The following is a 23228-nucleotide window of genomic DNA, read 5'->3' as shown; positions in this document are numbered from 1 at the left end:
CGGCCGGCCTGCCGGCAGGTTCTGCCCCCGCGCCCGCACCCACCCTAAACGCCAACAGCGCCTGTACGGCAGGGCGGACGGCTCGTCAATGGCCGTCCCCACCGCCGCGTTCCGCTCCCCAGTGAACCGGCCCGGCCGGGGTGTGCGCGCGCCGAGCGGTCAAATCGGCATATCTCCATACGAGATCCTGGCACAATCCACACAGGCCGGGCGTGGCGGACGGCCCGCGCCGCTCTCAGTCCATCCGGCGCGCGCTGCCCAACAATCCGGTCTCGGCGTCCGTCCCCTGTGTCATCACGAACTGCCGGTCCCGGGCCGTGCACCACAGGGTGACCCCGTCCGCCAGCGTGGACAGCGCCTCGGTCTCGGCCTGGGGCAGGCTCATGATCCGGCCGATCTGGGTGGCCTCGTCCGGCGACACCCGCTGGATGCCGACCAGCCCCGACTTCTCCATCAGCCGGGGGGCCACCGGGCTCAGATACGGCAGCAGTGTCATCACCGACTGCCAGGGTGCCGAGACCACACGGCCGCGCGGCGGACGCATCCCGCAGTCCCGCACCACGACCACGGGACTGCCGGCCGAGGCGCCCTGCGGCGGCACCCGGCCCACATCGTGCAGGGTGACGCACGGCTGTCCGCCGCCCGCCGCCTGCGCGAGCGCGGTCCAGGCCGGCGCCCGGCCCGTCTCGACCGCGATCCGCGCTCCGGTCGCGGCCGCGCGCAGGACCAGCACCTGCGCCGTCCACAGGCCGCCGATCAGCGTGATGTCGTACGGCGTCGGGCGGTTGACGCCGAGGACGGCGGGTCTGTTGCCCGCGTCGACACCGATCACCACGCCGTCGTCGCCGACCGGCAGCGCGAGCGCCTCCAGTTGGTCCACCGACAGCGAGTGACGTTCACGGCGCGGCCCGAGCAGCCCGAAACCGGTCCGCGGCCTGGCGCCGCCGCGGCCCCGCGCGGGCGCCGGGGCGGAAGAACCGGAAGAACCGGAAGAAGCCGAAGAAGCCGAAGAAGCCGAAGAACCGAAAGAAGCCGAAGAAGCCGAAGAAGCGGAAGAAGTCGGCACGGACATCAGCGAGTACCCCCGAGTGGCAGCGTGGCGAGCATCCCGGGCAACTGTTCGCGGTCCAGTCGCACCAGCGCGGTCTTCACCCCACGGGCCGCGCGCTCCAGTTCATGGCGTGAGGCCACGAGCTCCTCGTCGCTGCGGCCGGTGATCCGCACATGCCCGCTGACCGTCACGCCGCCCCGCTCACCGCGCCCCAGGGTGAGACTGAACGTCGAGGCCAGCGCCGGGATCGAGGTCAGCAGCGCGACCAGTTGCGGCATGGCCGCCCCGCCGCCGCCCAACTGCGGCCAGCGGGCGACCCAGTACGTCGTGTGCCTGCGGTCGTCGCAGCGCCAGGTCCGCGAGGTCTCCTGGGTGCGCCGGCCCGGCGTCTCCGTCCGGCCCGCCTGGGCGATGGCCAGCGGATTGGCGCAGGACGATGTCGCGACGGCGGCTATCAGCTCCTGCTCGGTCAGCACGGTCGTACGGAATCCGGCGCCCGTGAGCCTGCTCGCGAGCTGGTCCGCCGCACGCACCAGACACTTCTGGGCGCCCGTCAGGCCGCCGCCGCGGGCCGCCACCGCCTCACGGCACAGCTCGGGATCGAGCTTGAGCGCGACCCAGGTGATCCGGAGCGCGGGCGCGCCGGTCTGGGCCTGGAGCGGCGCGTAGTTGCGCGCGGCCACCGACTGCTCCGGCAGATGCGGGGCCGGCGCGGGCTGGGTGTGCTGCACGATCTGCGCCGACTCCAGCCGGATGCCGTCGACATCGAGCACGTCCCGTACGAGCGAGACCGGCAGCGGCCGGGCGGAACGGTCGGGCCGCAGCGCGGTGGCGTCCGACTCGATCTGCACCACCGCCGTCAGGAACGTACCGTCACCGATCATGCCGACCGGGCGCCGGTCACGGTCGCTGTACGAGTAGGTGCGCAGCGCCGGATCGCACTCGACCGCGGGCGCGAGACCCGGCTCCGTGCCGGCCGGAAGCACCAGCGAGGCGGCCCTGCGCCGGCGCGCCCGCAGCGCGAGGACGGTCGAGAGCCACTCGGGCAGCGAGCGCCGGTGCCTGCGCACCACCGCCAGCGGCACCAGCAGCGCGGCGACCGCGCCGGCCGGGAACAGCATCAGCGGATCGATCACCCACGCCACCAGCAGCAGGGCCGCGGCGATCTCGATCAGCACGAGTTGTTGCATCCGGAACGGTCCGAAGTGTCCCGGGCGTGCCCTCAGCCCGGGGGCCGCCGGATTCCGGGAGGCAGCGGAGGACGGCGCGGCCGCGGCGGGCCGCGTCCGCATCGCGGAAGCCATGATGGAGAAACCCCCCAATTCGTGCCGATCACCTTGGCCGGCACGGGTGTTGGCAGCGCGATCACCCTACCCGCCACACAGGCGCACCCGGCCTGAGGGCATAGTAGGGGGCCGGTCCGACAGTCAGGCAGGGCCCGGGGGCGGCCACACTGACTTGCCCTGCCCCTGGGGGAAGACCGCGCCTTTTTCACCGATGGGGACTCATGGCATCACGGCGGGACGAGCTCAACGCGTACACCTTCGCGAAGAAGCGCACGGTGGCCGCATTTCTCCAACCATCGCCCACGGGTACGGAGGAGGGCGCGCCCAGGCCGCTGCGCGCCGTTGTGCCGAGTCTGATCGTCGGCGCGCTCGTCCTGGCCGGCTTCGGCGCCTGGGGCATGTTCAAGCCCAACGCCCCCAAGGACTGGGCCGCCCCGGGCACCAAGGTGATCGTCGGCAAGGAGTCCACCACCCGCTATGTCGTGCTGACCACCGGCAAGGGCAAGGACAAGGAGACCCTTCTCCACCCCGTGCTGAACCTCGCCTCCGCCCGGCTGCTGCTGACCCCGCAGCAGTTCGCGGTCATCCAGGTCAGCGACAGCATCCTGGATTCCGGCAAGCCTCCGCGCGGACCGATCCTCGGCATTCCGTACGCCCCGGACCGGCTGCCCACCGACCAGGAGGCCGCCAAGGCGAAGCGCTGGGCCGTCTGCGAGCAGCCCGGCGGCGGCAAGGGCAGCAGCGTCCAGAAGGCCGCCTTCGTCCTCGCCGACCGCGACTTCGCCAGGACGGAGGGAAGGCAGCGGCTGACCGGGGGCCAGGTGCTGTACGTCAAGGGGCAGAACGGCACCCGCCATCTCGTCGACGCGGGCGGCACCACGTACGAACTGAGCGGCGCGCCGGGCGACAACCTCACCCGGGCGCTGATCGGGCTCAACAGGGAGCCGCAGGCCGTCACCGACGACTGGCTCGCCACCCTGCACACGGGCAGCCCCGTCGACTTCCCCGAGATCCCCGGCGAGGTGGGCGCCCGCGCGAACGCCGGCGGCGGCCTCACCGAGGCCCAGGACCGGGTCGGCATGGTGCTGCTCGCCCAGACGGGCTCCGGGCCGCAGCACTACGTCGTCCTGCCCGGCAAGGTCCAGCCGGTCTCGGACTTCACCGCCTGGCTGCTGATCAACTCTCCGCAGACCGACATGCTGAACATGGCGGGCCGGGCGGCCACCGTGGACGCGGCGTCGTTCGCACCGGAGTCCGGCTTCTTCGGCGCCGAATTCCGCTGGCCCGCGCGGAAGGCAGTCCAGGTCAACACGGCCGGGGGCGCCGCCGCCCGCGACACCGTGTGCAGCGTGCTGCGCAAGGTCGACGACAAGGGCGGCACGACGCTGTCCACCTGGGCGGGCCCGGCCTATCCGGCGGAGATCACCGCCGGTGGCACCAGCACCTATGTCACCCCGGGCAGTGGTCTTCTCTACACCCAGGTCCAGGGCGAGCAGACCCGCCCCGACGGATCGCTCTTCCTGGTGACCGACACCGGACTGCGGTACGCGGTCCAGTCCAACGGCGACAGCGACGCGGCCCGTTCGGACATCGGCACCGGCGACCAGCAGAAGCAGCAGGACGGCCGCCCCGAGCCCAGCCAGGCGCAGATCCGGCTCGGCTACGAGAAGGTCACCCCCGCCCTGGTCCCGATCGCCTGGTCGGAGTTTCTGTCCAAGGGCCCGAGGCTCGACACCAACAGCGCCCGTCAGCCGCAGGGTTCGTAGGGGAGCGCGATGATGCCGAACCGAGAGAGCGCCCGGCACCTGAAGGCGGCACTGTTGGTGTGCGCCACGGCCCTGGCCGGTCCGAGCGCCCTGGCGCCGGTCGCGTACGCCGTCCCCGCGCCGCCCGCGGCCCCCCGGATCGACGGCAGCGGCGAATGCGTCTTCCCGATGAAGAAGCAGATCGAGGGCACGCCGTGGGCGCTCCAGCGCGTGCTGCTGGACGAGTTGTGGCAGGACACCAAGGGCAAGGGCGTACGGGTCGCCGTCATCGACACCGGTGTCGACAACACCAACCCACAGCTCAGGCCGGCGGTCGACGCGTCCGCCGGCACCGATCTCCTCGCCGGCGGCAAGAGCGACGGAACGGTCGACGAGGTCGGCCATGGCACCAAGGTCGCCGGGATCATCGCCGCGCGCCCTCGGGCGGGCACCGGATTCGTCGGCCTCGCCCCCGAGGCCACGATCATCCCGATCCGCCAGAACGACGAGAAGAGCAGCGGCAAGGACACCACGATGGCCAGGGCGATAGACCATGCCATCGCCGAGCGCGCCCAGGTCATCAACATCTCCCAGGACACCACCAAGCCCCTGACGGCCGACTCCGCCCTGGGGCAGGCCGTACGGCGCGCGCTCGACAAGGAGATCGTCGTCGTCGCCTCCGCGGGCAACGACGGTATCGACGGCAAGCTGAAGAACACCTATCCGGCCGCCTTCGACGGGGTGCTCGCCGTCGCCTCCTCCGACCGCAACAACGAACGGGCCGCCTTCTCCCAGTCCGGTGAGTTCGTGGGGGTCGCCGCGCCGGGCGTGGACATCGTCTCGACGGTCCCCGGCAACGGCCAGTGCGTGGACAACGGCACCAGCTTCTCCGCCCCGTACGTCGCCGGGGTCGCCGCGCTGCTGCGCGCCAAGCATCCCGGCTGGAAGGCGCACCAGATCGTCGCGCAGATCGAGCAGACCGCGGAACGCAGCGTCAACGGCCGGGACAGCTTTGTCGGCTGGGGCGTGATCGACCCGGTCCGCGCCCTGACCGAGGACGACCGCGCGCCGGAGTCCCCGCGTCCCGACCCGGGCCCGCCCCGGCCGCCCGCTCCCGAGCCGGCCCGGCTCGCCCTGTCCGAGACGCCGCAGGAGCGCACGGAACGCCTCGCGACCTACGCCCTCGGTATCGCCGGTGTGCTCGTCGCGGTGGTCGCGGGCACGGCCACCGTCGTCCGGGACAGCCGCAGGAAAGCGGCCCGCCGGACCGCTGACGAATCAACTGCCCATAACTGACTTTGCAGTTGGTACTGCCGTACCGAGTGGTTAAAGTGACAACGGGGCCATGCCAGTGGCGCCACACGGGGGCGGCATCGAGATGCTTCCCGTCCAAGCGCACCTCTCCGGAGTGCGTCCGCAGAAAGACAGGGAGAAGGGGCAAGATGTCGAAGGATCTGAATGTAACCAGCGAGGAACAGATCTCCCTCGCCAATAAGATCCAGGGTTTCCACGACGAGCTGCAGAGCCGTATCACCTCCCTCAACGGCGTTGTGGACCGTATCCAGGCGGGCTGGCAGGGCGCTGCCAGCAAGGAGTACGACCGGGTCCAGAACGACCTGAACCTCCGCCTGAAGAACATGCGCGTCGAGCTGGTCAAGCTCGAAGAGATCATGCGTATGAGCGCCGACGGCTTCACCCAGCAGGAAGAGGACCGCATCGCGTCCTTCCGCAGGATGGACGACAGCACCCAGGGCCAGAGCGCCATCCTCGGCATGGCCTGAGCCGCTGTCCGCCACCTCCCGCTGAATTCCGTCTTGAGGAGCATCACATGACCACTGCCGTCAATTACGACACCGTGACCCAGGCGGCCGGTGACGTCCGGCTGACCGCCACCCAGCTCAACCAGGGGCTCGAAGACCTGATGGCCAAGGTCAAGGCCGTCGCCGAGAACTGGGAAGGTGAAGCCAAGATCGCCTACCGCGAGAGCCAGGACCGGCTCACCAGGGACATGGCCGGAATGAACCAGGACCTGGCCCGGATCGCGACGCTGCTGGACCAGTCGGTCGTCGGCTACCAGGACACCGACCGGGGCAACGCGGCCCGCTTCCGCATGCAGATGGGCTGAACACGGGCCGGGTGACCGGCCAGGTGCGTAGAGAGTGCGTACGGAAGGGGGTGCCCGCGGTCGCGGGCACCCCCTTCCTCGTCGTCATGTCCGCGCGTTCGCGGGCTACTTCAGGTCGAACTCGCCGTCCCGCGCGCCCAGTACGAACGCGTCCCACTCCGCCTTCGTGTAGCGCAGCACCGTCTCCGTGTCCATGGACGACCGCATCGCGACGCCGCCGCCCGGCAGATAGGCGATCTCGACCCGCTCCTCGTCCCCGGTGGTCCCCGGCGCGCCGAGCCATTCGACCCCGGAGATGTCGAGGGCGTACAGCTCTTCCTTCTGGCGTTCCTTGTCCGTCGCGTCGGCCATCGGCGCTGTCCCTCCCGGGGAGTCTCGCGAACCAGCTACATGGCTCAGACTACTGGCGCGGCGGTGCGGAGGCGGGGCGGTTCAGCGGTAACGGATCATTCGGAGGCCGTGTGGCGCCACCTCGTGGAGTTCCGTGACCGGATCGGCCCCGCCGTCGATCACAACTGATCCCTGTTGTCCATGTGGTCCATTCCTACCGGTCCGCCAGCCAGCCGAGCTGCACCAGCGGCGCACCGCGCTTGCGCGAGACGAACGTGCCCCGGCCCGGCGGCATCGGACGGGCCCGGACGCCGCCGAGGATGTCCCCCTCGCCCGGGTCGCCGGAGAGGATGACACCCTGCGCGCCGAGCTCCTTCATCCGCTGCATGAACGGCTCGTACATCGCGCGCGACGCGCCCGCCGCGTTGCGCGCCACGATGAAGCGGATGCCGACGTCGCGGGCGAACGGCAGGTTCTCCACCAGCGCGGCCAGCGGGTTGGCCGAGTTGGTGGCGACCAGCTCGTAGTCGTCGATGATCACGAAGAGCTGGGGCCCGTTCCACCAGCTGCGGTCGCGCAACTGCTGCGGAGTGATGTCCGGCTTGGGCGCCCGCTTGTTCATGACCGTACCGATGGCGTCCATGTGCATCTGCATGGCCGACGCCATCGGCGCGTACTCCAGCAGATGCGAGGACGCGACGGCCTCCAGCATCGTGCGCCGGTAGTCACCGACCACGATCCGCGCCTGCTCCGGGGTGTAGCGCTCGGAGATCTGCTTGGCGATGAGCCGCAGCAGCGCGGTCTTGCCCGCCTCGCTCTCACCGAAGACCATGAAGAACGGGTCGGTCTCGAAGTCGACGAAGACCGGCTCCAGATTGGTCTCGTCGATACCGATCGCGATGCCGTGCTGCGGGAACTCGAAGCCCTTGGGCAACTGCTCGGCGGGCAGCTTGCGCGGCAGCAGCCGTACGGACGGAGCCGGCGGGCCCGCCCAGCTCTCCTTCGCCGCCCGGACGAACGCCGCGGTGCCGTCGGAGAGATCCGCCGCGTCACTGACGCCGTCGACGCGCGGCAGCGCCCCCATGAAGTGCAGTTTCTCGGGCACCTGGCCACGGCCGGGCACACCCGTCGGGACATTCGCCGCGACCTTGCGGTCGAACTCGGAGTCCATCACATCGCCGAGGCGCAGTTCGAGCCGGCCGAGCATCTGGTCCTTGAGCGCCGCCCGCACCTCCATGTAGCGGGCGGCGGTGACGACGACATGGACGCCGTATCCGAGACCGCGCGCGGCGATGTCGGAGATGACCGGCTCCAGCATGTCGTAGTCGTTCTTGAAACCGCCCCAGCCGTCGATGACCAGGAAGACGTCGCCCCAGGCCTCGCCGGGCAGTTCACCGGCGGCGCGCCTGCGGCGGTAGGTGGCGACGGAGTCGATGCCGTTCGCGCGGAAGAACTCCTCGCGGCGGTTGAGCACCCCCAGGACCTCCGCGACCGCGCGCCGTACCCGCTCGGGATCGAGCCGCGACGCCACCCCGCCGACATGCGGCAGATCGGCCAGTGAGGCAAGACCGCCGCCGCCGAAGTCCAGCGCGTAGAACTGCACTTCGTGCGGAGTGTGGGTGAGGGCGAACGATGAGATCAGCGTCCGCATCAGGGTCGACTTGCCGGACTGCGGGCCACCCACGACGAGCATGTGGCCGGCCGCGCCGGAGAAGTCCCGGTAGAGCACCTCGCGGCGCTGCTCGAACGGCTTGTCGATCAGGCCGAGCGGGACGGCGAGACCACCGGGCCGGCTGTATTCGGCCGCGTTCAGACCCCGGTCGGCGGTCGCCGCGATGCCGGGCAGCAACTGGTCCAGCGTCGGCGCCTCGTCCAGCGGCGGCAGCCACACCTGGTGCGCGGGCACCCCCTGTCCGTCGAGGCGCCGCACGATGACATCGAGCACGGTGTCCGCGAGCGCGTCGTCCTCCGAGGTGGCCGGAGCGTGCGAGCGGGACGGGTCGGGAGCCGCGTACACCACCGGCACCGGCGCGGCGGTGAAGAGCGCGGGGCGCCGCTCGATGTGCAGTTGTCCCACCGACAGGTCCGGGCCCCCGGTGCGGTAGGTGCCGGAGACGTACGCCGCCTTGAAACGGGTCATCTCGTCGGTGCCGAACTTGAGATAGCCGGAGCCGGGCACCGACGGCAGGTGGTACGCGTCGGGCACGCCCAGCGCCGTACGCGACTCGGCCGCCGAGAAGGTGCGCAGACCGATCCGGTACGAGAGGTAGGTGTCGAGCCCGCGCAGCTTGCCCTCCTCCAGGCGCTGCGAGGCGAGCAGCAGATGCACACCCAGCGATCGGCCGATCCGGCCGATCTGGATGAACATGTCGATGAAGTCGGGCTTGGCGGTGAGGAGTTCGGAGAACTCGTCGATGACCAGGACGAGCGAGGCGAGCGGTTCGAGCGCCGCGCCGGCCGCCCGCGCCTTCTCGTAGTCATGGATGTTGGCGTAGTTGCCGGCCGAGCGCAGCAGCTCCTGGCGGCGCTGGAGCTCACCGCGGATCGCGTCGCCCATGCGGTCGACCAGGGTCAGATCGTCCGAGAGGTTGGTGATGACGGCCGCGACATGCGGCATCTGTGACATCCCGGCGAAGGTCGCGCCGCCCTTGAAGTCCGCGAGGACGAAGTTCAGCGTCTCCGAGGAGTGGGTGACGGCGAGGCCGAGCACCAGCGTCCGCAGCAGTTCCGACTTGCCGGAGCCGGTGGCGCCGACGCACAGCCCGTGCGGGCCCATGCCCTCCTGCGCGGCCTCCTTGAGGTCCAGCATCACCGGCTGGCCGTCCTCGCCGACCCCGATCGGCACGCGCAGCCGTTCCGCCGTCGACCGGGGCCGCCAGGTGCGGGCGACATCGACGGCCGCCGCGTCGCCGAGATTGAGCAGATCGGTGAAGTCGAGGTTGGCCAGCAGCGGTTCGTCCTCGTCACCTCCGCCGGTCCGCAGCGGCGCGAGCTGCCGCGCGAGCGCCTCGGCCACGGGCAGCGAGATGCCGTCCGGCACGCCCTCGTAGGCGACGCCCCCGCCGGACTCCAGCCGCAGCCTGCCGGGCCGTACCACCACGGAGAGGCCGCCCCGCGGCTCGTCCAGCTCGCCCGGCACGACCTCCACGATCGTGACGCCCTGGAGACCCTCGGCCGCGGCGAACAGCGAATCGGGCGGCACCATCCCGCCGTCGAGCACCACGACGATGTGCGGCTGGTCCAGCACCGGCTGGCTGTCCCGGCCGAATCTCGGGCGGCCGTCCAGCCTGCTCCGCAGAAGCTGTTCCAGCTCCCCGAGGTCGTCGCCGAACAGCCGCTTCGTACCGGCCCCGTCGATCTGCCCGGGGACCTGTGTGTGCGGCAGCCACTTCGCCCAGTCCCACCGCGCGGCGGCGGCCGGGGCCACCACCACCGCGACCATCAGGTCCTCGGGCGAGTGCAGCGTCACCAGTTGCGCGACCAGCGCCCGCGCCGCGGACTGCGCGGACTCCGGCTCACCGGACACCGTCACATGGTAGAAAGCGCGCATCGACACGGCCATCGGCAGCCCGTCCAGCGAGCCGTGCACCGCCAGGAACCGCTGCATCGCACCGGCGCACAGCGGCTCCAGCTCGTCCACCGGCGCGGTGTCGGGAGCGATCAGCGGAGTCGAGAGCTGCTGCGCGCCCAGCCCGATCCGCACCTGCCCGAAGTCCCCGTCGCCGACGCGGCGTTCCCACACCCGCGAACCCTCGGCCACCACCGACCAGAGCTGCTCCGGCGAGGGGTGCAGGTAGAGCTGCGCGTCGCGCTGCGCACGGGCCGTCCTGCGCACCGTACGACGCGACTGCGCCAGGTACTTCAGATAGTCGCGCCGGACATCGGCAATTTGCCCCTGCGTACCGCGGCGGTATCTGACGATCTGTGCGACGAGCATCCCGACCGTCGAGACCAGCATCAGGACGCCCATGATGCGCATGAAAGGAGGAGCCTGCGGAGAGAAGAAGAAGACCACGGAGGAGCCCATGCCCAGGACCGGCAGGACCTGCATGAGCATGCCCTCCTGCTGACCACGCGGCAGTTCGGGCGGGGCTTCCAACGTCAGCGCGTCCGCGGGCACTTCGGGTGGAAGGGACCGTGGCGGGCGTTTGACGACGATCTGGCTCACGGGCGCATCAATCCCTCAATACGGACGGGCAATTCCGTACCGGCGCCCCCGTGGCGACGGTCTCCCTCCGCGCGACGGCGATCCTACTTGCAGCCGTGCTCCGCGCGCCCCGGTAGGGTGGCGCGCGCATCGTGCGCAACCGCGAATCAGGGGGTCAAGACGTGAGTACGACCGCAGCGACGGGCTTCTGCCGCGTCACTGTCGTGGCGCCGGACAGCAGGATCGATGTCGCGCTCCCGGAGGACATCGCCGTCGCCGACGTCCACCCGGAGATCCTCCGGCTCACCGGCCAGACCCAGCCGGCGGGCGCGCCCACCGGCTATCACCTGGTCAGGCGCGACGGCACCGTGCTCGACGGGTCCCGCACCCTCGCCGCCCAGCAGGTGCTCGACGGCGAGGTGCTCAGCCTCCGCCCGTTCGCCGAGTCACTGCCGCCCGCCGTCTTCGACGACGTCTCGGACGCCGTCGCCGCCGCGGTCCGGCGCGACCGCCACCTGTGGAGCGACGACCTGCTGCGCGGCGCCGGACTCGTCGGCGGTGTCATGCTGCTGGTCCTCATGGGCTTCGTCCTCTGGTTCGCCGACCCCGTCCGGCACGACATGCACAGCCTGCCCGGCGTGATCGCGGGCGCGGCCGGCCTGCTGCTGACGGCCTTCGCCGGCGTACGGGCCCGGGTGTACGCGGACCGCGCCACCGCCGTGGCCCTCGGGCTCGGCGCGCTGCCGCTGCTGCTGATCGGCGGCTCCGGGATCATCGGCCCTGACGCCGGCCAGGGGCCGGGACGGCTCCAGTTCCTGCTCGGCTGCGTCACCGTACTGATCGCCTCGGTCGCTCTTGTCGCCCTGACCCCGAGCGGTGACGCGCCCTTCGTCGCCACCACCTTCCTGGCCACCGTCGGCACCCTCGCGACCTTCGTGGCGATCCTCACCGAGGCGTCCGCCACCGAGACCGCGGCCGTCTGCGCCCCGGTCGCCATCGGGATCGTCGCCTTCCTGCCCGGCCTCTCCGCCCGCTTCGCCCGGCTGCCCATCGGCTACGCCGCGCCGCGCAGCGCCGCGGGCGGCGGCTACGGCGACGACGCCTTCGCCGACCCGGACGCCACCGCCGAGGCGGAGCCCGTCGACGCCGAGCGCATCGCCGCGCAGGCCCGCCGCGGCCACGAGATGCTGCTCGGCCTGGTCGGCGGCTGCTCCGCGGTCGTCGTCGGCTCCGCGGCGGTCCTCGGCTTCTCGCACACGGTCTGGGGCCAGCTCCTCGCCCTCGCCGCCGGGCTGGCGATGCTGCTGCGCGCGCGGCTCTTCCGCTACACCTCGCAGGTCGCCTGCGCACTGGTCGCCGGCATCTCCGCCATCGCGCTGCTGATCCTCGGCCTGTCGCTGAACCCGCCCGCCGACCTGGTCAGGGAACTCCTGATGTACGGCGACCGGGGTTCCCTGGACATCCGTACGATCTGGCTCACCGCGAGCGTCGCCGCGGGCGCCGCACTGATCACCGCGACCGGCCTGATCGTGCCGCGCAAGGGCCTCTCGCCCTTCTGGGGCCGACTCCTTGATCTCGCCGAGGGCGCGCTGCTGCTCTCCCTGGTGCCGCTCTGCCTCGCCGTTCTCGACGTCTTCACCGCGGCCCGCGCGCTGACCAGCGGCTGAACGCCGTCCGGGGACCGCTTTCCGGGCTTCCGAGGGGCCGGCGGGCCCGGCCGACCGCGCGGTCGGCCGGACCCCTACGGGCTGGTACCCTGGGCGACGGCCGTTTGTGTACGTGATCCCGGAGTCATCGGCTCCGCGATCGGCGCGCAGCGGATCCCGCCTCCCGAGTTACGGAAGCTCCCCAGAGTATGAGACCTGGGGCACTCGGTGGCCACGAAACCCACGAGGAGTACGCGTGTCGCTCGACGCCGCTACGAAGAAGCAGATCATGACCGAGTTCGGCACCAAGGAAGGTGACACCGGCTCCCCCGAGGTCCAGGTCGCCATGTTGTCGCGCCGGATCTCGGACCTGACCGAGCACCTCAAGCTCCACAAGCACGACCACCACTCCCGCCGTGGTCTGCTGATCCTGGTCGGTCAGCGCCGCCGGCTGCTGCAGTACCTGGCCAAGAAGGACATCCAGCGCTTCCGTGCGCTGGTCGACCGCCTGGGCATCCGCCGCGGTGCGGCCGGCGGTGCCAAGTAAGCACGCCGTGAAGGGAGCGGTTCCCACTTCACTGGGAACCGCTCCCTTGGCGTATGTCCGGACCCCGGGCCACCACGGCCCCGGACCGGGCGCGCCGCCCCGGACGGCCGGAATGCCGTCCCGAGGCGAAGCTCAGTAATCTGGACGAGAAGCACAACTGAAGAGGAGGAGCGACCTCCGCCGCCGCCGGTCCTCGGTAGTGGCGCTCGGAACGGCGCGGCCCATGCCGCCGCCCCGGGTGCTTCGATCGAAGACCGGCCCGCACACAGGAGCGCTTCTCCGCCACCGTCCCCTGCCACACGGGCACCGGACGAAGACGAGGAGAAATCACTAGTGGAGAACGAGACCCACTACGCCGAGGCCGTTATCGACAACGGAACCTTCGGCACCCGCACCATCCGCTTCGAGACGGGCCGGCTGGCCCGTCAGGCCGCCGGCTCCGCCGTCGCCTACCTGGACGACGACACCATGGTGCTGTCGGCCACCACCGCTTCGAAGAAGCCCAAGGACCAGCTCGACTTCTTCCCCCTCACGGTGGACGTCGAGGAGCGGATGTACGCCGCCGGCAAGATCCCCGGCTCTTTCTTCCGCCGCGAGGGCCGGCCCTCCGAGGACGCGATCCTCACCTGCCGCCTGATCGACCGCCCGCTGCGCCCGTCCTTCAAGAAGGGCCTGCGCAACGAGATCCAGGTCGTCGAGACGATCATGGCGCTCAACCCCGACCACCTCTACGACGTGGTCGCGATCAACGCCGCTTCCTGCTCCACGCAGCTCGCCGGCCTGCCCTTCTCCGGTCCGATCGGCGGCACCCGCGTGGCCCTGATCAAGGGCCAGTGGGTCGCCTTCCCGACGCACACCGAGCTTGAGGACGCCGTCTTCGACATGGTCGTCGCCGGCCGCGTCCTGGACGACGGCGATGTCGCGATCATGATGGTCGAGGCCGAGGCCACCGAGAAGACCATCCAGCTCGTCAAGGACGGCGCCGAGGCCCCCACGGAGGAGGTCGTCGCCGCCGGCCTCGAAGCCGCGAAGCCCTTCATCAAGGTCCTGTGCAAGGCGCAGTCGGACCTCGCCGCCAAGGCCGCCAAGCCCACCGGCGAGTTCCCGGTCTTCCTCGACTACGAGGACGACGTCCTGGAGGCGCTCACCTCGGCCGTCAGGTCCGAGCTCGCCCAGGCGCTCACCATCGCCGGCAAGCAGGACCGCGAGGCCGAGCTGGACCGCGTCAAGGCGCTCGCGGGCGAGAAGCTGCTCCCGCAGTTCGAGGGCCGCGAGAAGGAGATCTCCGCCGCGTACCGCTCGCTGACGAAGTCCCTCGTCCGTGAGCGCGTCATCAAGGACAAGGTCCGTATCGACGGCCGCGGCGTCACGGACATCCGTACGCTCGCCGCCGAGGTCGAGGCCATCCCGCGGGTGCACGGCTCCGCGCTGTTCGAGCGTGGCGAGACCCAGATCCTGGGCGTCACCACCCTCAACATGCTCCGCATGGAGCAGCAGCTCGACACCCTCTCCCCGGTGACGCGCAAGCGCTACATGCACAACTACAACTTCCCGCCGTACTCCACCGGTGAGACCGGCCGCGTCGGTTCGCCGAAGCGCCGCGAGATCGGCCACGGCGCCCTGGCCGAGCGCGCGCTCGTGCCGGTGCTGCCGACGCGCGAGGAGTTCCCGTACGCCATCCGCCAGGTCTCCGAGGCGCTCAGCTCCAACGGCTCGACGTCGATGGGCTCGGTCTGCGCCTCCACCATGTCGCTGCTGAACGCCGGTGTGCCGCTCAAGGCCCCCGTCGCCGGTATCGCCATGGGCCTGATCTCGCAGGAGATCGACGGCGAGACGCACTACGTCACCCTCACCGACATCCTCGGTGCGGAGGACGCCTTCGGCGACATGGACTTCAAGGTCGCCGGTACGAAGACCTTCGTCACCGCGCTCCAGCTCGACACCAAGCTCGACGGCATCCCCGCCTCGGTCCTGGCCGCCGCGCTGAAGCAGGCCCGCGACGCACGCCTCCACATCCTCGATGTGATGAACGAGGCCATCGACGTCCCGGACGAGATGTCCCCGAACGCCCCGCGGATCATCACCGTCAAGATCCCGGTGGACAAGATCGGTGAGGTCATCGGCCCCAAGGGCAAGATGATCAACCAGATCCAGGAGGACACCGGCGCCGACATCACGATCGAGGACGACGGCACCATCTACATCGGTGCCGCCGACGGACCGGCCGCCGAGGCCGCCCGCGCCACGATCAACAGCATCGCCAACCCGACCATGCCGGAGGTCGGCGAGCGCTACCTGGGCACGGTCGTCAAGACCACCACCTTCGGCGCGTTCGTGTCGCTGCTCCCGGGCAAGGACGGTCTGCTGCACATCTCGCAGATCCGCAAGCTCTCCGGCGGCAAGCGCGTGGAGAACGTCGAAGACGTGCTCGGCGTGGGCCAGAAGGTCCAGGTCGAGATCGCCGAGATCGACCAGCGCGGCAAGCTCTCCCTCATCCCCGTGATCGAGGGTGAAGAGACAGACGAGAAGAAGGACGACTCCGCCCAGTGACGCGTAGTCCCCGGACGACGGCCCGCCCCTCCTCGGAGGCGCGGGCCGTCGCCCGTACCCAAACACTGCTCAAGGGCGAGAACGGCATTGGCACCGTCCGCCGTACGACCCTCCCCGGCGGCCTGCGCGTCGTCACCGAATCCCTGCCGTCGGTGCGCTCCGCCACCTTCGGCATCTGGGTGCAGGTCGGCTCCCGGGACGAGACACCGGCCCTCAACGGCGCCACCCACTATCTGGAACACCTCCTCTTCAAGGGCACGAACAGGCGCAGCGCCCTCGACATCTCCTCCGCCATCGACGCGGTCGGCGGAGAGATGAACGCCTTCACGGCGAAGGAGTACACCTGCTACTACGCACGGGTGCTCGACACCGATCTGCCGCTGGCCATCGATGTCGTCTGCGACATGCTGACCGGCTCGCTCATCGAGGCCGCGGACGTCGACGCGGAACGCGGCGTCATCCTCGAAGAGATCGCCATGACCGAGGACGACCCCGGCGACTGCGTGCACGACCTGTTCGCGGAGACGATGTTCGGTGACAGCCCCCTGGGCCGCCCCGTCCTCGGCACCGTCGACACCATCAACGCGCTGGACCGCGACCGGATCGCCCGCTTCTACCGCAAGCACTACGACCCGACGCGCCTCGTTGTCGCGGCCGCGGGCAATGTCGACCATGCCACGGTGGTGCGCCAGGTACGCCGCGCGTTCGACAAGGCCGGAGCCCTGTCCCGTGCGGACGCCATACCCGTGGCGCCCCGCGACGGCAGCCGCTCCCTGCGCACCGCGGGCCGCGTCGACGTACTGAACCGCAAGACCGAGCAGGCCCATGTCGTCCTCGGCATGCCCGGCCTCTCCCGCACCGACGAGCGCCGCTGGGCCCTCGGTGTCCTGAACACCGCGCTCGGCGGCGGTATGAGCTCCCGGCTCTTCCAGGAGGTACGGGAGAAGCGCGGACTCGCCTACAGCGTCTACTCCTACACCTCGGGCTTCGCCGACTGCGGGCTCTTCGGGGTCTACGCGGGCTGCCGCCCCAGCCAGGTCCATGACGTACTGAAGATCTGCCGCGACGAACTCGACCGCGCCGCAGCCGAAGGGCTCAGCGACGAGGAGATCGGCCGTGCCGTCGGCCAGCTCTCCGGCTCCACCGTCCTCGGCCTGGAGGACACCGGCGCGCTGATGAACCGGATCGGCAAGAGCGAGCTGTGCTGGGGGACCCAGATGTCCGTCGACGACATGCTGGCGCGGATAGCGGCCGTCACCCCGGACGACGTGCGCGCGGTCGCCCGCGATGTACTGGGACAGCGCCCCTCGCTGTCGGTCATCGGACCGCTCAAGGACAAGCAGGCGGCCCGTCTGGACGAAGCGGTCTCCCGCTGACCGGGCCGCACCCCGAAGCTGAAGGAAGCAGAGCAATGAGCAAGCTGCGCGTGGCCGTTCTCGGAGCCGGGGGCCGTATCGGCTCCGAGGCCGTCAGGGCCGTCGAGGCTGCCGACGACCTCGAACTGGTCGCCGCCCTCGGCCGGGGCGACAAGCTGGAGACCCTGGTGGAGACCGGCACCCAGGTCGCGGTGGAACTGACCACTCCGGCCTCGGTGATGGGCAACCTCGACTTCTGCGTGCGCCACGGTGTCCACGCGGTCGTCGGCACCACCGGCTGGACCGACGAGCGGCTCGCGCAGCTCAACACCTCGCTGGCCGCGTCGCCGGAGACAGGTGTGCTGATCGCGCCGAACTTCTCCATCGGCGCGGTCCTCACCATGAAGTTCTCCCAGACCGCGGCCCGCTACTTCGAGTCGGTCGAGATCATCGAGCTGCACCACCCGGACAAGGCCGACGCCCCGTCCGGCACCGCCACCCGCACGGCCCAGCTCATCGCCGCGGCGCGCGCGGAGGCGGACCTCGGCGACCAGCCCGACGCCACGGTCACCGCGCTGGACGGAGCACGCGGCGCGGACGTCGACGGGGTGCCGGTCCACTCGGTACGCCTCCGGGGCCTCCTGGCCCACCAGGAAGTCATCCTCGGCGGTGAGGGCGAGACCCTCACCGTCCGCCACGACTCCCTGCACCACAGCAGCTTTATGCCGGGCATCCTGCTCGGCGTGCGCCGCGTGGTCTCCACCCCGGGCCTCACATTCGGCCTGGAACACTTCCTCGACCTGAGCTGATCCCATGCGCGCGAAGATCACCTACTGTGTCACCGCCGCTGTGCTGGTCCTGTACTTCCTCCTGGCCGGCAGCCGCGGTGTGCTGCTGATCCAGCAGGGCACGGCGCTCACCGTCGCCTTCGGGGTCGCGGTGCTGATCCTGCCGGCCATCGGCATCTGGTTCCTCTGGAAGAACACCCAGTTCGTCAGCCGCGCCAACCGGCTCGCGGCGGAGCTGGACGCCGAAGGCGGCCTGCCGGTCGACGAGTTGGTCCGTACGCCGGGCGGCCGTATCGACCGGGACTCCGCGGACGCCGTCTTCGCCGAGCGCCGCGCGGAGACGGAGGACTCACCGGACGACTGGCGCTGCTGGTTCCGGCTCGCGGTCGCCTACCACGACGCCAGGGACACCCCGCGCGCCCGCAAGGCGATGCAGCGGGCCATCGCGCTCCACGACGGCAGGCCCGTGCGGGTCTGACCCGGCACGGCCCCGGACGAGCCCGTCCTACGCAGAGCGGGGCCCGGCCTGCACAGGCCGGGCCCCGCTCTGTTGTGGACGATGTCAGGCCGGACGGTATTCGTCGTTCCACGCCTCGACCGCGTCCGCCGACCGGTCGAAGGCCACGGCGCGCGACAGGAAGTCCGCGTTGTGGTCGGTGAGCAGCGGCAGCGGCTCGCCCCTGCGGCGTACGAGCAGGAGCGCCTGCCCCTGCACGGTGCGCGGCATCCCGAGCCACCGCACGGGCTGCTGGACGGTGCGGACCGCCGTGACCTGGTTCCACGGCACCGTCGTGGTCGTCAGCAGGCTCACCCGGCGCACTCCGTGCCGGCTCACCCACGCGCCCATGCGCAGCATCCGCAACGCGACGGCGATTCCCACCAGCGCGAGGCCGAGACAGAACACCGCGCCCGGCATCGCGCCCGCGGCGGCGGTGATCACCGCCGCGAGGAGTACGAACGAGGCGAGCAGCAGAAGCAGCGCGGCCGCCGCCACCCGCCAGGGGCCTGGGCGGTACGGACGCCGCCAATGGTCATGATCGTCGAACGGCAGCGCGACATCCTCGGTGGTCGCGTCAAAAGCACGGTCGGCCGTCAGGAAGGGCAGGGGCACGACTGATCCTCACTCACAAGCACGCTCGATTGCTGTGCCCGGTGAGGCTATCGATCACGCCCCGGGCCGGACCACCCGAGGGGGGCCGGACGAGTCAGCGGCCCTGGGACGCCTCGGAGCGCTGTGAGTGACCGGGGGCCTGGTCCGGCTGAAGGGCGGGCAGCCCGAAGAGCAGCGAGCCCGCGAATCCGGCCGCCACCGCCAGTCCGACCAGAGCCCGGCTGACCTGCTGCGACCTGCTCGCGCGCGGCCTGGGGGGCGGAGTGACGTTACTGCGGAAGCGGTCGGCCTCGGCGACGAATGCGAATGGGACGGCCTCACGCCGGCGAAACATGGGTGACTCTCCTTGCGATCTCGTAACGGGACACCACGGATGTGTCAGCCGCTGCTCATGGAGACGAACAACGGCACCATTCGGTGCCCGGATTCCCCGCTTTGTCGAGTCAACGCCAGAAGGGGCCGTCGAGCCTCCACTGTCGGTGGGGCGCCGTAGAGTGGACGCCGCCCACGTGATGTGACTGGAAGGACCCCGCTGGTGAGCGACACCCCCGCCGAGACCAAACCGAGCTTCCGCAGCGATGTCACCGTCGAGCTGGTGAAGCACAGCGCGGGTGACTCCGATGTGCTGTGGGCCGCTCGGGTGTCCACCGCGGGCGAGCAGTCCCTGGACGAGCTGTCGAAGGACCCCGAGCGGTCGAAGGGGCTCATCAATTTCCTGATGCGGGACCGGCACGGCAGCCCCTTCGAGCACAACTCGATGACCTTCTTCATCAACGCCCCGATCTTCGTCTTCCGCGAATTCATGCGCCACCGCGTCGGCTGGTCGTACAACGAGGAGTCCGGTCGCTACCGCGAGCTGCAGCCGGTCTTCTACGTCCCGGGCCCCTCCCGCAAGCTTGTCCAGGAAGGCCGCCCGGGGAAGTACGTGTTCGCCGACGGCACCCCGGAGCAGCAGGAGCTGGCCTCCCGCGCGATGGAGACCTCGTACCTCCAGGCTTACGAGGCGTACCAGGAGATGCTGGCCGGCGGCATCGCCCGCGAGGTGGCCCGCGCGGTCCTCCCGGTCGGCCTCTTCTCGTCGATGTACGCCACCTGCAACGCCCGCTCGCTGATGCACTTCCTCGGCCTGCGCACCCAGCACGAACAGGCGAAGGTCCCGTCTTTCCCACAACGTGAGATCGAGATGGTCGGAGAGCGGATGGAAGAGCACTGGGCGAAGCTCATGCCGCTCACTCATGCGGCCTTCAACGGCAACGGCCGGGTCGCTCCATGACGGCTGCCCCGGGCACTGATGTACGGTCGGCCGAGTGAAGCGTCCGGATTGCGGCGTTTCGAGAAGTTCATCTACGCTGATCAAACGGACCCGGCACTGCTTGAACCCCCGAGCAGGCAGTGCCGGGCTCCTCTTGTCCCGTCCCCCAAAGGGACACGGCGAGCTGAGCAGCGAGTAGCGTGTTACCCATGGCTCCGATCTCCACTCCGCAGACCCCCTTCGGGCGGGTCCTCACCGCGATGGTCACGCCCTTCACAGCGGACGGCGCACTCGACCTCGACGGTGCCCAGCGGCTCGCCGCCCATCTGGTGGACGCAGGCAACGACGGCCTGATCCTGAATGGCACCACCGGCGAGTCGCCCACCACCAGCGACGCGGAGAAAGATCAGCTCGTACGGGCCGTCCTGGAGGCCGTGGGAGACCGCGCCCATGTCGTGGCGGGCGTCGGCACCAATGACACCCACCACAGCCTGGAGCTGGCCCGCGCCGCCGAGCGCGCCGGGGCGCACGGCCTGCTCGCTGTGACGCCGTACTACAACAAGCCGCCGCAGGAGGGCCTGTTCCGGCACTTCTCCGCCATCGCCGACGCGACCGGCCTGCCGGTGATGCTGTACGACATCCCCGGCCGCAGCGGAGTCCCCATCGACACCGAGACGATCGTCCGTCTCGCGCGTCACCCGCGCATCGTCGCCAACAAGGACGCCAAGGGCGACCTCGGCCGGGCGAGCTGGGCCATCGCACAGTCCGGTCTGGCCTGGTACTCGGGTGACGACATGCTCAACCTCCCGCTGCTCTCGGTCGGCGCGGTCGGCTTTGTCTCCGTCGTCGGCCATGTGGTCACTCCGGAGCTGCGCGCCCTTCTCGACGCCCATCTCACCGGCGATGTCCAGAAGGCCACCGAGATCCACCAGAAGCTGCTCCCGGTCTTCACCGGCATGTTCCGCACCCAGGGTGTGATCACCACCAAGGCCGCGCTCACGCTGCAGAAGCTGCCGGCCGGACCCCTGCGCCTCCCGCTCGTCGAGCTGTCCGACCATGAAACGGCCCAGCTCAAGATCGATCTTGCGGCCGGCGGGGTACAGCTCTAACCACAGACTTCACAACTGAATACGCGACGACAGAGGTACCCGGACAACCGGTCCACACAGACAACAGCAAGTGCACGAATGTCATGCGCGCCACGTGCCTCAACGGCACGTGGCGTGCGTGGTGAGGAGAGTCTTTTGAGTCATCCGCATCCCGAACTCGGCGCCCCGCCGAAGCTGCCCAAGAACGGCCTGCGCGTCACCCCGCTCGGCGGCCTGGGCGAGATCGGCCGCAATATGACGGTCTTCGAGTACAACGGCCGTCTGCTCATCGTCGACTGCGGCGTCCTCTTCCCCGAGGAGGAGCAGCCCGGCATCGACCTGATCCTGCCGGACTTCACCACCATCAGGGACCGCCTCGACGACATCGACGGCATCGTGCTCACGCACGGCCACGAGGACCACATCGGGGGCGTCCCCTATCTGCTCCGGCTGAAGGCGGACATCCCGCTGATCGGCTCCAAGCTGACGCTCGCGCTGATCGAGGCGAAGCTCCAGGAGCACCGCATCCGGCCGTACACCCTTGAGGTCACCGAGGGCCATCGCGAGCGCATCGGCCCGTTCGACTGCGAATTCGTCGCGGTGAACCACTCGATCCCGGACGCTCTGGCCGTCGCCATCCGCACTCCCGCGGGCATGGTGGTCCACACCGGCGACTTCAAGATGGACCAGCTCCCGCTGGACCGCAGGCTGACCGACCTGCCGACCTTCGCCAAGCTCGGCGAGGAGGGCATCGACCTGCTGCTGGCGGACTCCACCAACGCGGAGGTCCCGGGCTTCGTCCCGCCCGAGCGGGACATCTCGAATGTCCTGCGGCAGGTCTTCGGCAGCGCCCAGAAGCGCATCATCGTGGCCAGTTTCGCCAGCCATGTGCACCGTATCCAGCAGATCCTCGACGCCGCCCACGAGTACGGCCGCAGGGTCGCCTTCGTCGGCCGTTCGATGGTCCGCAACATGGGTATCGCTCGCGACCTGGGGTATCTGCGCGTCCCGGCGGGTCTGGTCGTCGATGTCAAAACGCTCGACGACCTTCCGGACCACGACATCGTCCTCGTGTGCACCGGCTCCCAGGGCGAACCGATGGCCGCGCTCTCACGCATGGCCAACCGCGATCACCAGATCCGGATCGTCCAGGGCGACACGGTGATCCTGGCGTCGTCGCTCATCCCGGGCAATGAGAACGCGGTCTACCGCGTCATCAACGGCCTGAGCAGATGGGGCGCGAACGTCGTCCACAAGGGCAACGCCAAGGTCCATGTCTCGGGCCATGCCTCGGCCGGCGAGCTGCTGTACTTCTACAACATCTGCAAGCCCAAGAACCTGATGCCGGTCCACGGTGAATGGCGTCATCTGCGCGCCAACGCGGAACTGGGCGCGCTGACGGGCGTTCCCAAGGACCACATCGTCATCGCGGAGGACGGCGTCGTCGTCGACCTCGTCGACGGCAAGGCCAGGATCGTGGGCAAGGTCCAGGCCGGCTATGTCTACGTCGACGGACTCTCGGTGGGCGATGTCACCGAGACCTCCCTCAAGGACCGCCGCATCCTCGGTGACGAGGGAATCATCTCGGTCTTCGTGGTGGTCGACTCCACGACGGGCAAGGTCGTCGGAGGCCCCCACTTCCATGCCCGGGGCTCCGGCATCGAGGACTCGGCGTTCGCGGCCGTGCTGCCCAAGGTCGAAGAAGCCATCGCCAGGTCGGCCCTGGACGGGGTCGCGGAACCGCACCAGATCCAGCAGCTCGTCCGCCGCTCGGTGGGCAAGTGGGTCTCGGACACTTACCGCAGGCGCCCGATGATCCTTCCCGTCGTCGTCGAGGTCTGACGCCGCAACTGCCGCCCGGCGGCCGGTGTCTGACCCCGGGCCCGGAGCGGAGGGCCTCGATTTGCGTCGATGCCCTCCGCTCCAGTACGTTTACGGCTCCACCTGGACGGGAACCCGGTACAAATCATGTGCCGGACACCCTCTCGGACAGAGGGAAATCCGACTCGGATAACTCTGATAAAGTCGGAGCAGCCGAAAGGCAAAAGGCCAGTCCAAAGGCCACCGGAATTCAAGAGGCAAGAACAGCCAAATGAATCTGGTAAGGTTGGAAACACGAAGTACAGAATGAAATGAAGTACCGGAGGGAAGCGCCCGGAGGGCCCGGAGACGGGGCTGAAGGAAGCGTTCGTTCCTTGAGAACTCAA

At 70.0% G+C, this 23228-nt stretch carries 19 protein-coding genes; 13 read left to right on the top strand and 6 right to left on the bottom strand.

What is annotated here, in order from left to right:
• Nucleotides 1-235: 235 nt before the first annotated feature.
• Both ABZ707_RS31750 and eccE read right to left on the bottom strand, forming a co-directional pair.
• Nucleotides 236-1072 (bottom strand): hypothetical protein, encoded by an 837-nt coding sequence (locus ABZ707_RS31750; RefSeq protein ID WP_360181801.1) that lies wholly within the window; start codon nt 1070-1072, stop codon nt 236-238.
• A complete protein-coding gene (gene eccE, locus ABZ707_RS31745) occupies nt 1072-2355 on the bottom strand; it encodes a type VII secretion protein EccE (RefSeq protein ID WP_360181798.1) in 1284 nt (427 codons plus the stop codon). Before eccE ends, ABZ707_RS31750 begins: the two co-directional genes overlap by 1 nt.
• Nucleotides 2356-2558: 203 nt before the next feature.
• Here eccE and eccB point away from each other — a divergent pair, with 203 nt between their 5' ends.
• The 4 genes from eccB to ABZ707_RS31725 all read left to right on the top strand — a co-directional run bounded on the left by eccB (nt 2559) and on the right by ABZ707_RS31725 (nt 6207).
• Nucleotides 2559-4103 carry a type VII secretion protein EccB gene (eccB, locus tag ABZ707_RS31740; RefSeq protein WP_360181795.1) on the top strand — a complete coding sequence of 515 codons (1545 nt, stop codon included), beginning with the start codon at nt 2559-2561 and terminating at the stop codon, nt 4101-4103.
• A 9-nt stretch (nt 4104-4112) separates the two neighbouring features.
• Nucleotides 4113-5378: a type VII secretion-associated serine protease mycosin gene (gene mycP / locus ABZ707_RS31735; RefSeq protein ID WP_360181792.1), complete on the top strand. Its 1266-nt coding sequence runs from the start codon at nt 4113-4115 to the stop codon at nt 5376-5378.
• Between the two features lie 146 nt (nt 5379-5524).
• On the top strand, nt 5525-5863 hold the full coding sequence (locus ABZ707_RS31730; protein ID WP_319685161.1) for a WXG100 family type VII secretion target: 339 nt from the start codon (nt 5525-5527) through the stop codon (nt 5861-5863).
• Between the two features lie 47 nt (nt 5864-5910).
• Nucleotides 5911-6207, top strand: coding sequence for a WXG100 family type VII secretion target (locus ABZ707_RS31725; RefSeq protein WP_360181789.1), 297 nt, complete (start codon nt 5911-5913; stop codon nt 6205-6207).
• A gap of 105 nt (nt 6208-6312) precedes the next feature.
• Here the strand turns inward: ABZ707_RS31725 and ABZ707_RS31720 are convergent, their stop codons facing one another.
• Nucleotides 6313-6558: a DUF397 domain-containing protein gene (locus ABZ707_RS31720; RefSeq protein WP_360181786.1), complete on the bottom strand. Its 246-nt coding sequence runs from the start codon at nt 6556-6558 to the stop codon at nt 6313-6315.
• Between the two features lie 193 nt (nt 6559-6751).
• A complete protein-coding gene (gene eccCa / locus ABZ707_RS31715) occupies nt 6752-10705 on the bottom strand; it encodes a type VII secretion protein EccCa (RefSeq protein ID WP_360181783.1) in 3954 nt (1317 codons plus the stop codon).
• 161 nt (nt 10706-10866) lie between these two features.
• On the opposite strand from eccCa, the gene eccD reads away from it, so the two are divergent.
• The 6 genes from eccD (at nt 10867) to ABZ707_RS31685 (ending at nt 18048) form a co-directional block, all read left to right on the top strand.
• A complete protein-coding gene (eccD, locus tag ABZ707_RS31710) occupies nt 10867-12351 on the top strand; it encodes a type VII secretion integral membrane protein EccD (RefSeq protein ID WP_360181780.1) in 1485 nt (494 codons plus the stop codon).
• A 235-nt stretch (nt 12352-12586) separates the two neighbouring features.
• A complete protein-coding gene (gene rpsO, locus ABZ707_RS31705; RefSeq protein ID WP_319685150.1) occupies nt 12587-12877 on the top strand; it encodes a 30S ribosomal protein S15 in 291 nt (96 codons plus the stop codon).
• Nucleotides 12878-13210: 333 nt separating this feature from the next.
• Complete coding sequence (locus ABZ707_RS31700; protein ID WP_360181776.1) at nt 13211-15427, top strand: polyribonucleotide nucleotidyltransferase; 2217 nt, start codon at nt 13211-13213, stop codon at nt 15425-15427.
• Nucleotides 15424-16803, top strand: coding sequence for a pitrilysin family protein (locus ABZ707_RS31695; protein ID WP_360181773.1), 1380 nt, complete (start codon nt 15424-15426; stop codon nt 16801-16803). Before ABZ707_RS31700 ends, ABZ707_RS31695 begins: the two co-directional genes overlap by 4 nt.
• 35 nt (nt 16804-16838) lie before the next feature.
• Nucleotides 16839-17591, top strand: a complete 753-nt coding sequence (dapB, locus tag ABZ707_RS31690; RefSeq protein ID WP_360181770.1) for a 4-hydroxy-tetrahydrodipicolinate reductase — start codon at nt 16839-16841, stop codon at nt 17589-17591.
• A 4-nt stretch (nt 17592-17595) separates the two neighbouring features.
• Nucleotides 17596-18048 carry a hypothetical protein gene (locus ABZ707_RS31685; RefSeq protein WP_360181767.1) on the top strand — a complete coding sequence of 151 codons (453 nt, stop codon included), beginning with the start codon at nt 17596-17598 and terminating at the stop codon, nt 18046-18048.
• A gap of 84 nt (nt 18049-18132) precedes the next feature.
• On the opposite strand, the gene ABZ707_RS31680 is transcribed toward ABZ707_RS31685, so the two are convergent.
• Both ABZ707_RS31680 and ABZ707_RS31675 read right to left on the bottom strand, forming a co-directional pair.
• Nucleotides 18133-18681 carry a hypothetical protein gene (locus ABZ707_RS31680; protein WP_360181764.1) on the bottom strand — a complete coding sequence of 183 codons (549 nt, stop codon included), beginning with the start codon at nt 18679-18681 and terminating at the stop codon, nt 18133-18135.
• 94 nt (nt 18682-18775) lie between these two features.
• Nucleotides 18776-19015 carry a hypothetical protein gene (locus tag ABZ707_RS31675; RefSeq protein WP_360181761.1) on the bottom strand — a complete coding sequence of 80 codons (240 nt, stop codon included), beginning with the start codon at nt 19013-19015 and terminating at the stop codon, nt 18776-18778.
• Between the two features lie 201 nt (nt 19016-19216).
• Between ABZ707_RS31675 and thyX the strand changes: the two genes are divergently transcribed.
• The 3 genes from thyX to ABZ707_RS31660 all read left to right on the top strand — a co-directional run bounded on the left by thyX (nt 19217) and on the right by ABZ707_RS31660 (nt 22863).
• Entirely contained in the window at nt 19217-19954 is a 738-nt protein-coding gene (gene thyX, locus ABZ707_RS31670; protein ID WP_360181758.1) for an FAD-dependent thymidylate synthase, read from the top strand.
• A 188-nt stretch (nt 19955-20142) separates the two neighbouring features.
• Complete coding sequence (gene dapA / locus ABZ707_RS31665; RefSeq protein WP_360181755.1) at nt 20143-21042, top strand: 4-hydroxy-tetrahydrodipicolinate synthase; 900 nt, start codon at nt 20143-20145, stop codon at nt 21040-21042.
• 135 nt (nt 21043-21177) lie between these two features.
• Nucleotides 21178-22863, top strand: a complete 1686-nt coding sequence (locus tag ABZ707_RS31660) for a ribonuclease J (protein WP_360181752.1) — start codon at nt 21178-21180, stop codon at nt 22861-22863.
• The last annotated feature ends 365 nt before the right edge of the window (nt 22864-23228 follow it).

The organism is Streptomyces sp. NPDC006923, from assembly GCF_040635655.1.
GTDB lineage: Bacteria > Actinomycetota > Actinomycetes > Streptomycetales > Streptomycetaceae > Streptomyces.
Note: the sequence above shows the minus strand (reverse complement) of the source record. Positions and strands in the feature narration are given on the sequence as shown.